The sequence below is a fragment of the Virgibacillus sp. GM2-2 genome, from assembly GCF_055329585.1.
Map to the genome: position 1 here is coordinate 43,287 of NZ_JBUZWC010000009.1, position 15,135 is coordinate 58,421.

Genomic DNA, 15,135 nt, shown 5'->3' on the forward strand with positions numbered 1-15,135 from the left:
AGAGGTGAAAACCATGGAAATTCGTTCCGTACAAAGCTCAGATTACCATACTATCTCACCATTAATTAATGAGTGGTGGGGCGGTAGACAAATGGCCGATATGCTGCCAAAGTTATTTTTTGTTCATTTCTCAAATACAAGTTTTGTTGTAGAAAAAGACGGTAAAATTGTTGGATTTATAATTGGCTTTTTGTCGCAAACAAATGAACAGGAAGCATACATCCATTTCGTTGGAGTAGATCCCGAATATAGAAGGCAGAACATCGGGAAACAACTTTACGATAAATTTTTTAATACAGTATTACAAAGCAAACGTAGTATTGTCCGTTGTGTCACATCACCAGTCAATAAAACATCTATTTCATATCACGCAAAAATTGGATTTGTAATAGTAAAAGGTGATAAAGAATTGGATGGAATATCGGTACATTCAAATTATGATGGGAATGGACAATCTAGGGTATTGTTTGTAAAAGAGTTGGTTTAAGGTATCTCTATAAGGGACGCCCTTAATAGGACGTCTCTTTTAGAGGTTCCGTTTTAATTCTTTTATCTCTTCTTTGCTAAGTTCAGTGATTTTTGCAATTAAGTCAATGGAAAGGCATTCTTTAAGCATAGCAACAGCGTCTTCGCGTTTTCCTTCTTCTTTGCCTTTTTCCCACCAAGAATTAGGGAGTTTTTTTATAAAGTCTGCTTCATCTTTTGGCATTTGATTAATATCCTTCATTAGCTCTTCCTCCTCCTCTTTGTTTAAGGTTAGGTACGATTCAAAAAAGCCATTTATTAATCGAGTTTTTGCAGGATCTATTTCCATTCGTACGAGCATACGTAGAAATTCTTTTTTAACTTGAACTTTCTCATTATTAGTATACCCCATTTTGCTAAGTAAAGCAGCTGCTACAGGGTTATTAGAATCAAGAAACTGGCGCCAGTTCATTTGTTTAAGTTCTAGTTTCAAAAAATGAAACGTTAGTACGTGGAAGAATGGGAATTTCATCGTAAACTGATTGGGTTCTTTTCTGACTGCATCATAGCTGAAGATGGCAATAGGTAAGACCGGCTTCCGATATTTGTTATAGAGCATACTAAAATAATGATACATTCTCTCGTTGAAACTTGACTGCATATAGCTTTGAGGTTCTACATGAATAATGATGAGGGTATCTTGTCCTTTTAGCTTTGTCTCAATAACAATATCTGCACGTCGACTTTCTCCCTCGTGTACATCGGTAAAAGTTTCTTCTGACAAAGGTATAATTGTTGAAAAATCAATGTGTTTATGAACATCGGGGAAAAATACTTCAAGAAATTCCTTAAAAAATGTGTGGATTAATTCTTTGAACAGTTGATCATGGTGGATATATGGCTCGTGTTCTTCATGTACTACCATAGTTAATGACATCATACCACATCTTTCTATAAAGAAAATGAGGAATAGACCGAGGAAGTAATTCTAAATTCATGATACCAAAATCATTATACTCAAACAAGTGTTCGCATTAAAAATTCGAAACTTTTTGCATAAATAATCGTAGTATCGTATTAGACGGGGGGATTCGTAAAATGGACAAATATATAACTATTAATGGGTCGGATATTTTTGTAAAAATAATAGGGGATGGGGAACCAATCATCTTTCTTCATGGTGGTCCAGGGAGTGAACATGGTTTCTTTTTGCCGCATATGGAAAGATTAGCAGATGATTACAAATTAGTTTTTTATGATCAAAGAGGATGCGGGTTATCGCAGGCAGTAGATCGCTATACAATAGAGGATGAAATCGAAACGCTTGAACAACTTAGGAAATTATTGGGACTAGAGACGATAAATCTATTTGGTGAATCGTGGGGATCCATGTTGGCGCTTTCTTATGCCACCAAATATCCAGAAAATGTTAATCGGATATTCTTAACTGCAGCAATCGGTATTACTGCTGATGCCCTAACAGTTTTTGAAAAAGAATTGGAAAAACGTATTTCTGACGAAGATAAAGCTACACTTTTTATTATCGACGAGAAATTAAAAAAGGGAGAAGCAAGCATCGAAGAGATATTTGATATCCTCGATCCATACTATGTTTATTCTACAGCGAACCTGAGTGGAAAAAGTAGAATCAACAATATAGTAAATGAAAAGTTGAGTAAAGACATAAAGTTTCATTACGATCTAAGATCCGAATTATCCACGCTTTCAACCATTCCAATAATGGTAGCTCAAGGTGATCATGATATTATCTCACCGAAATTAATAAATTCTTTATTAATAGACTATATACCGCACGCAACTCTACATAGCATTGAAAAATGCGGACATTGGACAGTAGTGGAGCAACCGAATGTGATAGCAAAATTAGTGAAGGAACATATAGGAGCAGTAAGATGAAATTAAGAGGAGCACTGATAGAAGAAGCAAATCTGATTAGCGAAATCGCCATTCAATCAAAAGCTTATTGGGATTATAGCGCGGAATTCATCGATGCGTGTAGAGAATACTTAACGATAACTGAGCAGTATATGAAGAAAAACGATGTTTATGTTTTGGAAGATAAATGTGAAATAATCGGTTTCTTTTCATTTGAAAGAGGAGAAAAGAATAGTTTGGATTTCTTATATATTGACCCAAAATATATTGGTAAGGGATATGGCAAAATTATGTGGGAAAACATACTACAACAGGCAAAGAAACTTGGAATCTATAGATTTACGATTGATAGTGACCCACATGCAATTGGTTACTACAAAAAAATGGGAGCAATTAAAATTGGGGAAACGCCATCTACCGTGTTTGAAGGTAGGTTACTTCCATTGTTGCGAGTAGATGTATCATAAAAAAGGAGCGATACCAATTTTTAGAAGAGATTATGTAACCAATAAAAAAATTGGAGAAAAGTTATGAAACTAGTAGAAAATAATACCATTGAGAAAAATAGATTAACAACTTTTTTTACGAAACACTGGGGAAGTCCTGAAATGGTAATTTCCAGCGGGGTGTATAAATGCGATAATCTAAACGGCTATATGGTATTGAAAGATAATAATGAAATAATTGGGTTGATCACGTATGTCATTGTTGAAGACGAATGTGAAATCATTTCGCTAGATAGTCTTATTGAAAACAAGGGAATCGGCACATCACTCTTAAAAAAGGTCGAACATCATGTAACTAATTTAGGACTAGAACGAATAAAGTTAGTAACAACCAATGATAATTTACATGCGATAGCCTTCTATCAAAAGAGGGGATACCGTTTGGTCAATGTCTTTCCGAATGCGGTTGAAGAGGCAAGAAAAATAAAACCGGAAATTCCACTGGTGACAGCAAATGGAATTCCGATTCTAGATGAATTATTATTGGTCAAAGAGTTATAAAAATGCACGAAAAATCATTTTATTCTATAATGTAATATAACAAGTATGGATAAAGGAGTTGAAGCGCATGTCATTTGCGAAATCAGGAGCAGCTCATGCAAAGCCTATTACTAGCGGCGATTCTTTGCATGAGGTGGATAGTTTTATTTATATCGCCTAGTAAACTGTTCAATTCTAGTAAGTAGGCTTTGCACCTTATTCGAAAGATAAAAATAAGGAGCTGGCTGAAATGAGTTATGTGAAAGCAGAAAATGTTTTACCAAAAGAATTGATAGATGAATTACAAAAATATGTTCAAGGAAAAACCATATACATTCCGAAAACCCAGAATAACTATCAAAAATGGGGAACCTGTTCTGGCGGGAGAAAAGTAATTGATGAGCGAAATGCCTCAATGCGGAATGACTTCAGCACTGGTTTTACTATTAATCAATTGGCTGATAAATATTTTCTTTCACCGGAAACGGTTAAAAAAATTGTATATTCTAGAGAATAAACGTAAAAGCGCTGATCAACTTTTTTTGATCAGTGCTTTTACTATGGTGAAAATAGTTTATAACTATTCTTCCTATAGAATTCATACCATAAGAAACTTAAAATCAAGGGTAGAATGGAGTTGAATGAAAATGATAAAGTTTTTAACTGGTGAAAGAGTATATTTGCGACCAATTGAACAGGAGGATTTAGATTTATTCTATAAAAATGCTCTGTGGGATAAAGAAGGTAGAAAATTAACTGGAACACAGGCTGTATTTACACGTTCTGGGGTACAAAACTGGTTTGAAAAAAATTCAGTCGATAATAGTAGAATTGACCTTATGATTTGTTTACAGGAAAATGATCAACCAATCGGTGACATCGCGATGTTGGATATAGATAATCAAAATCAAAGCGCTGTCGTCAGAATATCCGTTTTTGATAAAGAATACTGGGGAAATGGCTATGGTTCCGAGGCGATGAACTTACTTTTGGAATTTGGTTTTAATGTTGTAAATCTGCATCGAATTGGTTTGGACGTTTTTGCATACAACGAAAGAGCGATTAAAGCGTACGAGAAATTGGGTTTTAAAGAGGAAGGAAGAATTCGAGATGCGCTTTTTTATGATGGAGCTTTTCATGATTCAATCTTAATGGGAATATTAAGAGAAGAGTTTAGGAAGGTGAATTACAATGCTGAAAAATAAAATCAAAAATGTAATCGAGGAAAAAGTGAACGAGCTTGGCTATTCAGGGGCGATTTACGTGAAAAAAGGAAATGATGTGGTATTTGATTCAGCATTTGGATATGCGAATCGATCTGATGAACTGATGAATAAGGTAAATACTAGATTTGGTATAGCATCTGGCTGCAAATTGTTTACTGCAATTGGTATATGCCAACTTGTAGAACAAGGCAAAATAGCGTTTGATACACGTTTGAAGGATTGTTTAGATATTGCTTTTCCAAATTTTAATAAAGAGGTAACGATTCATCATTTATTAACACACACTTCTGGTATTCCTGACTACTTTGACGAGGATAAAATGGATGATTTTGAGGAGCTTTGGAAGGAACGACCAACTTATTTAATTCGTACATTACGTGATTTTTTACCGATGTTTCAAGAAGAGAACATGATGTTTAATTCTGGGGAAAAATTTCACTACAATAACGCTGGTTTTATCGTATTAGGCCTAGTGATTGAGCAACAAACAGGGATGTCTTTTATCGACTATATTGAGAAAGAAATTTTCCAGCGGTGCGGAATGCTTGATTCAGGATATTATTCACTTGATCAACTTCCGAAAAATACTGCGATCGGTTATATTGATGAGGAAGATGGTACGTGGCGAACCAATACGTTTTCAGTACCAATTAAGGGAGGTGCTGATGGAGGTGCCTACGTTACTGCGCCTGATATGATAAAGTTGTGGGAAGGACTGCTGAATCACAAGCTATTAAGTGAAAAGTATACCAATACATTGTTAACACCTACTATCAATGTAAAAGATGAAGTTTTCTATGGTTATGGGTTATGGATAAATAAACGAAATGGTCACATTGTTAACTATCATGTCATGGGATACGATCCTGGAGTAAATTTTCGTTCAGCTGTGTACCCAGACCTTGACTTAAAGCTAGTTGTACCATCTAATAAAGAATCTGGATCCTTTGAGGTAATAAAGGCTATAGAAGAATTGATATAAGAAGTTTAAGCTCCTTTTCATATGAGAAGGGCTTTTTATTATGATTGGAATGTACTTTACTATTACTATGGTTTGAGTTGAAATATTCTCGAATTTCTATTTAAATGGGGTTTATAGAAATATTTACTAGTTTCACATGTTATAATTTGGTTGGTTCAAATACTATTAGTAAATAAAGAGGTGGTTCCTCTGGTGGAAATTGCTCTTATATTTTTATCTTATGTTAGCGGATGCTTAAATGGGGCTTTTTATGTAGGAAAGAATCTTTCTGATCAAGATATTAGAACCCTTGGAAGTTCAAATGCAGGTGCCAGAAATGCTGGTAGGGTATTTGGACGTTCTGCATTTATTTATACGGTTATAATCGATGCATTAAAAACGGTGATTCCGTTGACTATCGCGGCTTACGTGTTTCCCGTTAACGAATATGTTTTAGGAGGTATGGCACTAGCTGTTTTACTCGGACATATTTGGCCAGCCCAACTGCAATTTCGTGGAGGTAAAGGGGTTGTCGTTTATTTAGCCGTTGCACTTGCATTAATGCCATTAACACTTCTTGTAGTTGGTATAACTTTGCTAATAGGTTTGCAAATCAAAAAGAATTTTACAATAGTAGGGTTGATTGCAATAAGTACCATACCCATTACGTTAGCAATTATTTCAAGCTATTTATTGTCTAGCACTTTTTTACTTATGCTGTTCATCGTAATTTTTGTACATAGAAAAGAGGATTAAAATGAGGGATGCTACACCAATTTTGTTCAAATTGGCAGATAATGAAAACGAATTTGACCAAATTCATGCGTTAAATTATCAAACTTTTGTAGAAGAAATACCACAACATAGTGCAAATGAATCGAAAAAACTAATTGATCGATTTAATGAAGAAAATACATATATTATTGCGAAAAAAGAAAATGAAGTAATCGGTATGATTTCGGTAAAGGGAAACAGGCCGTTTTCATTAGATCAAAAACTTGAAAACCTTGATGCTTATTTTTCTGAAAAGATGCTTGCCTGCGAAGTAAGACTGCTTTCGATAAAAGAGGCATATCGTGGTGGAAGAGTTTTTTATGGACTATGTGAGAAATTAGTAGCGTGTTGCCTAGAAAAAGGGTATTCCATGGCGTTAATTTCTGGAACGACGCGTCAGGCAAAATTATATAAGCATTTAGGCTTTCAATCATTCGGTCCACTGGTTGGAACAGAAGAAGCGCCATATCAACCAATGTACTTAACGAAGGAAAACTTTGAACGAGCTTCAAAGGTCTTCCAAAGATTAATCGAACGACATGAGAAAAAATTTTATCAAAATTTTCTCCCTGGCCCCGTCGAAGTTAATGAGGAAGTGAAAAAAGCATGGCAAGAATCGGCAATATCTCATCGATCTACAGCATGCCAAAGCACTGTCAGAGCAGTAAAAGACCAATTATTTAGTCTAACGAACGCAAATCATGTGGAAATTGTAGTTGGAACAGGAACGCTAGCTAATGATATGGTTGCTGGTCAGTTATCGTTACTTTCTGGAAAAGGATTGATTCTAGCAAATGGTGAATTTGGCGAACGGCTAATTAATCAGGCTACTCGCTTTGGACTTCATTTTAAAACGATAAAAAAAGAATGGAATACTGTGATTTCCATCGAAGAGATGGAACAAGTTTTATCGAATCATCCAGAGATTAGCTGGCTTTGGTCTGTTCATTGTGAAACTTCCACAGGCTACATATATCCGTTGGAACAGTTAAAGCAACTATGTAAAAAACATCATGTTCATCTCTGTCTCGATGCTTGCAGTAGCCTTGGTGTCATACCTGTTGACTTATCGGATGTTTATCTGGCAACGTCCGTCAGTGGAAAAGGACTAGCATCATACCCTGGACTTGCCCTTGTGTTTCATCAATTAAATATTTTACCGAATGAAAGAATTCCGAGTTATTTAGATGTTGGAAAGTACGAAATGAATGACAGTATTCCATTTACACACTCTTCCAATGGCTTAAAGGCTTTACATGCCGCTTTATGTAATCAACAATCAGCAAAAGATATGCTTGCCGAAAAGGTCTCTCATCTTTTAAGTGCTTCTAATTTGGATGTATTTAAAGGTGATAACTATTCGCCAGGAGTCATCACAATTTGTTTACCAGAAAAAATAGATTCGAAAGACTTTGGAGACCAATTAAAGTCTGAAGGTATACATGTAAGTTATGAAAGTGGTTATTTATTGAAACGAAACTGGTTCCAGATAGCCCTTATGGGTGAGCAGAATGAGACAAATGTCTTAAAAGCAATTCATCATATTACGGAACAATTTAAATTACAGACAAAAGTCAAGGAAATGAATAAATGAAAAAAATAACGACCTTTCTAACGAATCATTTACTTGCAGCAACTGTATTCATTTTATGTTTAAAAACGGTACTTGTAACAGTGCTTTGTTTCGATTTAACGATTTCCTCTTGGATTGATATTGTTTTGTTAATTATAAGTCCTGTGGGTACAGTTATGTTATTTATCGGACTAAGTTTTTTATTCAGTAAACGTGTTCATCTAGTCAGTTTACTTGTCATCTACATCTTAGTAACAGGGCTTTTATACGCAAATCTACTTTATTATCGTTTTTATATTGATTTTGTTACGGTATCCGTTTTGCTCCAAATAAACAATGTTGGGGGCCTTGGTCCGAGTACGCTAGAACTGCTTTCCCCATATGATATCTTTATTGTCATCGACATTTTCATCATTGGCTACGTCATTTTGAAAAACAGAAGACAACAAATTCAGCGTCCCAATAGAAAAAAGTATGCCTTTACTAGCATAGCGGTGATAGCATTAACCTTTGGCTTAGCTGTATTCCAATATCCTCATCTGCTTAAAACAGGATATGATCGTGAACAATTGGTAGAATCGATTGGTCTTTATAACTATCAGTTGGTCAATATTGCTTATGGAATAAAGGCACCAATTCAACTTGCATTAGCTGATCAATCAGATGCTAAAAAAGTTAATCGTTATATAAAAGAAAAGCCGAATAAACGAACGGATCTATTCGGAATGGCTAGTGGGAAAAACCTTGTGTTAATTAGTTTAGAGTCAACACAAAATTTTGTTATAAATCAATCGGTTAATGGAGAAGAAATTACGCCATTTCTTAATGATTTAATTAAGGATAGCTATTATTTTTCTAATATCTATGATCAAACAGCACAAGGAAAAACATCTGATGCAGAATTCATGATCGATACAGGGCTTTACCCACTACCGAGTGGTTCTGTTTTTGTTCGTCGTCCTGAGAATACGTTTGAATCCCTTCCGTATTTGTTAAAGAAAAACGATGACTATACAGTTGCTACATTTCATGGTAATGTAGCGGATTTCTGGAACAGAGATCAAATGTATCAGAACCTCGGCTATGACTATTTCTTCTCTAAAAAGTATTACGAGGTAACCGAAGAAAACTCGATAAACTATGGAATTAAAGATATTCCATTTTTTGAACAGTCAATGGATGAACTATCCGAACTCAACGAACCATACATGGCGAAGTTTATTACGTTAACCAACCACTTCCCATTTCTACTAAAGAAAGATGATCGAACAATAAAACCAGCCAATACAAATGTGGAAGTAGTAAATCGTTATGTTACAACTGTTAGGTACGAAGACCAAGCATTGAAACGATTTTTTGAGTTATTAAAAGAAAAGGATATGTACAAAGATACTATGTTTGTCATATACGGTGATCATTATGGAATATCAAAGAAATACGAAGCGGGTGTTCACGAACTATTGAATCAAGAAGCTACTCCGCTCAACCATTTAGAATTACAACAGGTTCCATTAATTATCCACATCCCTGGTAATGAAGGTAAGACAATCGATAGAATTGGTGGAGAAATTGACATTCGGGCTACCATTTTACATCTACTTGGCATAAATACTGATCATCAAATGGCTTTTAGTCAAAGTTTATTTACTAGGGATAGTGATAAACCAGTCATTTTTAGGGATGGAAGTATGGTATCAGAAGATTATGCCTATATAAATAATGTATGTTATGACAGAAGTTCTAACAAAGCGGTAGATGACAAAAGTTGTTCTCCTTATCTAGATATTGTTCGGAATCAATTAGAACTCTCTGATGACATTATATTAGGGGATTTATTGCGGTTTATTGAGTAGAAAATCTTACAAACCTAAAAGTGTTAATTAATGTTATTCAAACCAAAGTACATAGAATGCTTGTCCTAAATAGACATGGGTTCTATGTACTTATTGATTATTTTTTCACCATTTTGCTGACCAAGATAGAATTTCACCGATTAAAAAGAAATAAATGAGAAGAGTATGCTAAAATAAAGCACATGCCAACTTATTCTAGAACATACGATGATCGGGGGAGTGGTTTAAAAGTGAATTGGTATTCCCAGACAAAACGAGATTCGTTCCTTTTACTATTTGGTGTAGGGATTTCTACACTTGGTGATTTTATTTACCTAGTAGCTATCAATATATTAGTCATTCATATGACTGGTTCGCCTGCAGCGGTCGCAGGATTATGGATTATGGGCCCGATTGCGTCGATTCTCACTAAATTCTGGTCAGGAAGCTTAATCGATCGCATGAATAAGCGCAATCTAATGATCGTTACAGACATTATCCGAGCAATATTCGTATTCGTTATCCCATTCTTAGATTCCATTTGGCTTATATACATATTTTTATTTTTCCTATCCGTCTCAAAAGCATTTTTTGATCCCACATCCATGACTTACATCACTAAACTCATCCCGAAAGAACAACGAAAACAATTTAACTCTTACCGAAGTCTTATAACGTCTGGAGCATTTTTAGTTGGTCCAGCCATTGCGGGCGTATTATTGTTATTAACAACAGCTGAGATGGCCATATGGATTAATGCTGCTTCATTTGGTGTGTCAGCATTCATGTTGTATCTCCTCCCTAATATAGAAGTAAGGGAGAAAATAGAAGACGCCTCCACATTTACTTTAGGTATGCTAAGAAACGACTGGAAAGAGGTTGTGCACTTTAGCCGGAATCATTCATACATTGTCATCATCTATTTTCTTGCTCAATTTTTCATGGTTGTCGCACTAGGCATGGATTCGCAGGAGGTAGTGTTTACACAACAGGTTTTACATTTATCTGAAGCGGACTTTGGTATGTTAATTAGTATCACTGGTGCAGGATCAATAGTGGGGGCAATAACTGTATCTTTTTTAGCGAAAAAAATGTCTATTAAGCTATTAATGGGTCTAGGTTATCTGATGGTAGCAGTAGGCTATCTCATTTATGCTTTTTCTTTCTCATTCTGGTCAGTAGCTATCGGTTTTATTATTTTGGGATACTTCAATGCATTTTCCAATACAGGGTTTATGACCTTTTATCAAAATAACGTTCCGATTGATATCATGGGCAGAATTTCAAGTGTTTATGGAACATTTCAAAGTGTTCTTCAAATTCTATTCATTTTGCTAATTGGCTTTACAGGGGAAATTGTTCCACTCCGTTATAGTATAATTGCTGCGTCCATTCTTATTGTATTCATTAGTTTGTTCCAGATTTTGATGATTAATAAGCCATCACGTGAAGCTTATTTTGATGAGGTGGAAAATGTTCAATAAAAATTATTAGAAGGAAGTGATCTTATCAAAGCTATTATTTTTGACTTTGATGGAACTCTCGCAAACACGTTACCTATATGTTACTACGCATTTCAAAATGTCTTTAAGGAATTCGATGGCAAGGAACTGTCTGCCGAGGAAATAAGAACGATGTTTGGTCCATCTGAAACTGGTATTATTAAAGAGAATCTATTTAATGAAAATAAAGAGAACGCAATAGAACTGTATTATGAAAAATATTTAGAGGGCCATGCACAATTAGTTGAACGAAATTCTAAAATTGATAGGTTATTACAATTTCTAAAAGATAAAAACATGAAGCTAGGTATTGTAACTGGTAAGGCAAGAAGAAGCTTGGATATTTCGTTAAAAGTTCTCCAAATGGAAGACTATTTTGATGTAATCATTACAGGTGACGATGTTACAAAGCCAAAGCCAAATCCAGAGGGTGTACATAAGGCATTATCTTTCTTAGGGATAGATAATAATGAAGCTATGTTCGTTGGGGATAGTGAAGCGGACATACAAGCAGGAAAACAGGCAAAGGTTTTTACAATTGGTGTTCACTGGTTACCTGAATATCAAACAATAGAATTTTCAACCCAGCCTGATGTAAATTATAACAGTGTTGAAAGTTTCATAGATTATTTAGAAGAAGGTGTCTTTCGTGAGTCATAAATGGCTGGAATGGGCTAAGCGAATTCAATCTTTGTCTCAGGCGGGGTTAGCTTTTTCAAAAGATGTATACGATAGAGAACGATATGAAGAACTACGTAGCATTAGCGTTGAAATTATGAAAGAATACACTGGACTTAAGATGGAAAAAGTTCAGGAATTATTCACCAACGAAACAGGGTATCAAACACCGAAAGTAGATGTACGTGGAGTGGTTTTTCAAAATGAAAAAATCTTACTTGTTAGAGAAAAGATCGATGATAGATGGTCTCTGCCTGGTGGATTTTGTGATATAGAACTGTCACCTTCTGAAAATATTATAAAGGAAATTAAAGAGGAGTCTGGTTTCGACGTTGTTTACAAAAAGTTTGTCGCGTTACTGGACACGAATAAACATGATCACCCACCATTGCCATACCATTTTTACAAATTATTTATTCATTGCGAGATTGTTGGAGGACAAGCAATGAATGGGGTAGAAACGAGTGGTGTTCAATTTTTTGCTGAAAATAATTTACCCAGGCTTTCTACTGGAAGAAATACGGAAAAGCAAATCGGGATGCTATTTGATTATATGAAAAACCCAGAGGTAGAGACTATAATAGATTAATAATCTGGAAAAGAGGAAAAAATGAATAACAATATGATTAATTTAGTTGAATTAAATGCAGAGAATTGGTACGAATGCTGTACGTTAGAGGTATCTGAAAAACAAGCAACTTACATAGAATCAAATGCGGTATCTATTGCTCAATCAAAATATGAGCCTTCATTAAAGCCATATGCCATAAAGCTAGAAGAAAAAACTGTTGGTTTCCTCATGTTCAATACGATGGAAGAAGAGCTGGGTGGTTATTGGATTTATCGAATCATGATCGATAAAAACTATCAACAACAAGGGATTGGAAAAATTGCTACCCAGCTAATGATCGAGGAAATGGCCAAGCTTCCTAATGCAAAAAGAATTGTTGTTGGTTACCACCCTGAAAATAGCGGAGCACATAGCCTTTACGCAAGCTTAGGATTTGTCGATAATGGAGATCGATTTGGTAAGGAAATGGCTGTTGTTTTGGAATTATAGAAATTGTTTTTTTATGAGGTATTAACTGGTGTAAAAACCATCTGTCAAAAAACAGATGGTTTTTATGGCTGACAGCAAAGTTCTCCTTCCCCTTTCTCAAGAGCTGATTTTAAGCTGTTAAGAACACCAGTCCAAGCCATTTCATGCCAACTAAATGCTTCTGACCAACCTTCATCTTCTTTAAATCCTTTATGGAACACAGTTACTTTAGTAGTTTCTGAATCAATATTCTCAAAAATAACCTTTACAACTGTCAATTCATCATTCTGATTCATGAAATCAGCAAACTGATCAGGTCCTTTCCATGTAAATATCAGTTCTTCTTCATTTTTCAAGCTTAATATCTTACAATCCTTCGTATTCATTCCGTCTGTGTTATCTGGTACGAAATATAATTCAAAAGCTCCTCCTGTAGTAGCTTCTATAATTGCTTTTGGTGCAAACCAAGCAGAAACTCGGTCTGATAAAGTCCAAGCATGCCAAACGAGGTTTATTGGAGCATTAATCGTTATGGAGTTTGTTAATTCTTTATATTTCGTATTCAATTTTTTTCCTCCTAAAAATTTGTAGGTAACATCTCCGGCTCTATCAAATCCGTATCATCTGGTGTATAACCTAATTGCCTGCTCATCGAAACAATTTGTCCCTTATGATGGAATTCATGTGTAGAAGTATGCGTATATAGCCATAATGGAGTTAATTCTACATCTTCATCTTGCCAGGATACTGGTCCCATAATGCCAATGTCCCAATTACCATCGAATTCATTAAGGAATTCATATACGAGTTCATCTATTTCCTTAAAAATTCTTCGCATGTCTTGAACATTGTCAGCCTGGTCAGGGGTTGCTAAGGTAATTCCTTTCTTAAGACCGAAATTGGCGAGCCATGATTGATAGCATTCGGCAACATGAACATGTAGGTTGCGAATGGACCCCCAGCCGAAACTATCAAGTTCTTTTATATAATCTTCTTTCGTTATGCTCTCACAATATCGAAACAATTTGTCCCTTGTAAGACGAATCCAGTCGTACTGTTTTTTTAATTCACTCATTGTTTTTCACTCCTAAAAAATCCAAGATAACTTTCTTCATTCGGAAACAAATTTAATTCCCATATTCAAAAACTTTTACAAATCTCATCACGCAGCATCGTCGTCCATAAACATGACTTCCCAGAGATGACCGTCTATATCTTGAAAACTCCGTGTGTACATAAAGCCGTTATCAGACGGGTCATTGGATTCTTTGCCACCAGCAGCTAGTGCCTTGTTAACAATTTCATCAACATGTTCTCTACTGTCTGCTGACAGTGCCATAATTACTTCGGTACTTTTTGTAGCGTCAACAAGCTCTTTCTTTGTGAATCCTTTGAAAAACTCCTCAACCAAAAGCATCACAAAGGTATTTTCATTGATGATCATGCACGTTGCGTTTTCATCGGTATATTTCTTGTTGAATTCAAAACCAATAGCTGTAAAAAATTCCACCGATTTATTTAAGTCACGTACAGGAAGATTAATATAGGTTTGGCGTCCTTGAAGTGCCATCATTATCATCCCTTTCTTTTTACCAATCTATAATTCGGTAAAACATTCCAAATTCCTGCTTTTTATAATAAAATTATTGTGTGTCAGATGTATAATTAGACTGGAAAATTACATTTTTGGGTTAGGAGAAAGAATGATGTACATATACATTCAAAAAATGTGTGAAGAAGATGCAAGAGAAGTGTTTAAGTTTGAGTGTGAAAACAAGGAGTACTTGATCTAAAGATTATTTCACATATGAGAGTTACTATTCGATCCATCTAGATTTATTAAAGGAACAAGCAGAAGGATTGTGCCATTTCTATCTAATCAGGGACAATGAACAGGACATAATAGGTAGAATAAACTTGGTTGATATTGATGAAGACAACCAATCTGCTCATCTGGGTTATAGAATTGCTGAGAAATATGCTGGGAAAGGGATGGCAACAGATGCATTAGGTAAGCTGATCGAAGAGGCAAAAACAATTCCAGTAAGAACGATATATGCAAAAACGACAACAACAAATAGGGGATCGCAATTGGTTTTAGAACGAAACAATTTTAGAAAAACAGAGTTAAATGCGAAAGATGTATTAAAATGGAATGGTGAAACACATAAATTTGTGAACTACATTCTCCATCTAGAATAAA

19 protein-coding genes are annotated in these 15,135 nt (G+C 35.2%); 15 read left to right on the forward strand and 4 right to left on the reverse strand.

The annotated features are described in order from the left end of the window. The first annotated feature begins 13 nt into the window (after positions 1–13). The gene (locus tag ACY9Z2_RS11815; RefSeq protein ID WP_463609848.1) at positions 14–487 is read left to right on the forward strand and encodes a GNAT family N-acetyltransferase; all 474 of its coding nucleotides are present in this window, start codon (positions 14–16) and stop codon (positions 485–487) included. Positions 488–526: 39 nt separating this feature from the next. On the opposite strand, the gene ACY9Z2_RS11820 is transcribed toward ACY9Z2_RS11815, so the two are convergent. Further along, on the reverse strand, positions 527–1,402 hold the full coding sequence (locus ACY9Z2_RS11820) for an Rpn family recombination-promoting nuclease/putative transposase (protein WP_463609849.1): 876 nt from the start codon (positions 1,400–1,402) through the stop codon (positions 527–529). Positions 1,403–1,563: 161 nt separating this feature from the next. On the opposite strand from ACY9Z2_RS11820, the gene ACY9Z2_RS11825 reads away from it, so the two are divergent. From ACY9Z2_RS11825 to ACY9Z2_RS11885, 13 genes are all read left to right on the forward strand, one after another. After that, positions 1,564–2,382 carry an alpha/beta fold hydrolase gene (locus ACY9Z2_RS11825; protein ID WP_463609850.1) on the forward strand — a complete coding sequence of 273 codons (819 nt, stop codon included), beginning with the start codon at positions 1,564–1,566 and terminating at the stop codon, positions 2,380–2,382. Then, positions 2,379–2,828, forward strand: a complete 450-nt coding sequence (locus ACY9Z2_RS11830) for a GNAT family N-acetyltransferase (RefSeq protein ID WP_463609851.1) — start codon at positions 2,379–2,381, stop codon at positions 2,826–2,828. The genes ACY9Z2_RS11825 and ACY9Z2_RS11830 overlap by 4 nt, the downstream gene beginning before the upstream one ends. A gap of 63 nt (positions 2,829–2,891) precedes the next feature. Further along, positions 2,892–3,368: a GNAT family N-acetyltransferase gene (locus tag ACY9Z2_RS11835; protein WP_463609852.1), complete on the forward strand. Its 477-nt coding sequence runs from the start codon at positions 2,892–2,894 to the stop codon at positions 3,366–3,368. Positions 3,369–3,597: 229 nt separating this feature from the next. Beyond that, positions 3,598–3,864, forward strand: coding sequence for a CD3324 family protein (locus ACY9Z2_RS11840; RefSeq protein WP_463609853.1), 267 nt, complete (start codon positions 3,598–3,600; stop codon positions 3,862–3,864). Positions 3,865–3,994: 130 nt separating this feature from the next. Further along, entirely contained in the window at positions 3,995–4,552 is a 558-nt protein-coding gene (locus tag ACY9Z2_RS11845) for a GNAT family N-acetyltransferase (RefSeq protein WP_463609854.1), read from the forward strand. Beyond that, positions 4,539–5,555, forward strand: coding sequence for a serine hydrolase domain-containing protein (locus ACY9Z2_RS11850; RefSeq protein ID WP_463609855.1), 1,017 nt, complete (start codon positions 4,539–4,541; stop codon positions 5,553–5,555). The genes ACY9Z2_RS11845 and ACY9Z2_RS11850 overlap by 14 nt, the downstream gene beginning before the upstream one ends. A gap of 192 nt (positions 5,556–5,747) precedes the next feature. After that, the gene (locus ACY9Z2_RS11855; protein ID WP_463609856.1) at positions 5,748–6,290 is read left to right on the forward strand and encodes a glycerol-3-phosphate acyltransferase; all 543 of its coding nucleotides are present in this window, start codon (positions 5,748–5,750) and stop codon (positions 6,288–6,290) included. A gap of 1 nt (position 6,291) precedes the next feature. Next, positions 6,292–7,902 carry an aminotransferase class V-fold PLP-dependent enzyme gene (locus tag ACY9Z2_RS11860; protein WP_463609857.1) on the forward strand — a complete coding sequence of 537 codons (1,611 nt, stop codon included), beginning with the start codon at positions 6,292–6,294 and terminating at the stop codon, positions 7,900–7,902. Continuing rightward, positions 7,899–9,734, forward strand: a complete 1,836-nt coding sequence (locus ACY9Z2_RS11865) for an LTA synthase family protein (RefSeq protein ID WP_463609858.1) — start codon at positions 7,899–7,901, stop codon at positions 9,732–9,734. The genes ACY9Z2_RS11860 and ACY9Z2_RS11865 overlap by 4 nt, the downstream gene beginning before the upstream one ends. 230 nt (positions 9,735–9,964) lie before the next feature. Next, a complete protein-coding gene (locus ACY9Z2_RS11870; protein WP_463609859.1) occupies positions 9,965–11,197 on the forward strand; it encodes an MFS transporter in 1,233 nt (410 codons plus the stop codon). 24 nt (positions 11,198–11,221) lie between these two features. Further along, positions 11,222–11,875, forward strand: a complete 654-nt coding sequence (locus ACY9Z2_RS11875) for an HAD family hydrolase (protein WP_463609954.1) — start codon at positions 11,222–11,224, stop codon at positions 11,873–11,875. After that, positions 11,865–12,482: an NUDIX hydrolase gene (locus tag ACY9Z2_RS11880; RefSeq protein ID WP_463609860.1), complete on the forward strand. Its 618-nt coding sequence runs from the start codon at positions 11,865–11,867 to the stop codon at positions 12,480–12,482. The genes ACY9Z2_RS11875 and ACY9Z2_RS11880 overlap by 11 nt, the downstream gene beginning before the upstream one ends. Before the next feature lie 21 nt (positions 12,483–12,503). After that, on the forward strand, positions 12,504–12,953 hold the full coding sequence (locus ACY9Z2_RS11885; protein WP_463609861.1) for a GNAT family N-acetyltransferase: 450 nt from the start codon (positions 12,504–12,506) through the stop codon (positions 12,951–12,953). Between the two features lie 62 nt (positions 12,954–13,015). On the opposite strand, the gene ACY9Z2_RS11890 is transcribed toward ACY9Z2_RS11885, so the two are convergent. From ACY9Z2_RS11890 to ACY9Z2_RS11900, 3 genes are all read right to left on the reverse strand, one after another. Next, positions 13,016–13,498 (reverse strand): SRPBCC family protein, encoded by a 483-nt coding sequence (locus ACY9Z2_RS11890; RefSeq protein ID WP_463609862.1) that lies wholly within the window; start codon positions 13,496–13,498, stop codon positions 13,016–13,018. A gap of 11 nt (positions 13,499–13,509) precedes the next feature. Then, entirely contained in the window at positions 13,510–14,007 is a 498-nt protein-coding gene (locus tag ACY9Z2_RS11895; RefSeq protein ID WP_463609863.1) for a DinB family protein, read from the reverse strand. Positions 14,008–14,094: 87 nt separating this feature from the next. After that, the gene (locus ACY9Z2_RS11900; RefSeq protein WP_463609864.1) at positions 14,095–14,502 is read right to left on the reverse strand and encodes a VOC family protein; all 408 of its coding nucleotides are present in this window, start codon (positions 14,500–14,502) and stop codon (positions 14,095–14,097) included. 254 nt (positions 14,503–14,756) lie between these two features. Here ACY9Z2_RS11900 and ACY9Z2_RS11905 point away from each other — a divergent pair, with 254 nt between their 5' ends. Continuing rightward, entirely contained in the window at positions 14,757–15,134 is a 378-nt protein-coding gene (locus ACY9Z2_RS11905) for a GNAT family N-acetyltransferase (RefSeq protein WP_463609955.1), read from the forward strand. The last annotated feature ends 1 nt before the right edge of the window (position 15,135 follow it).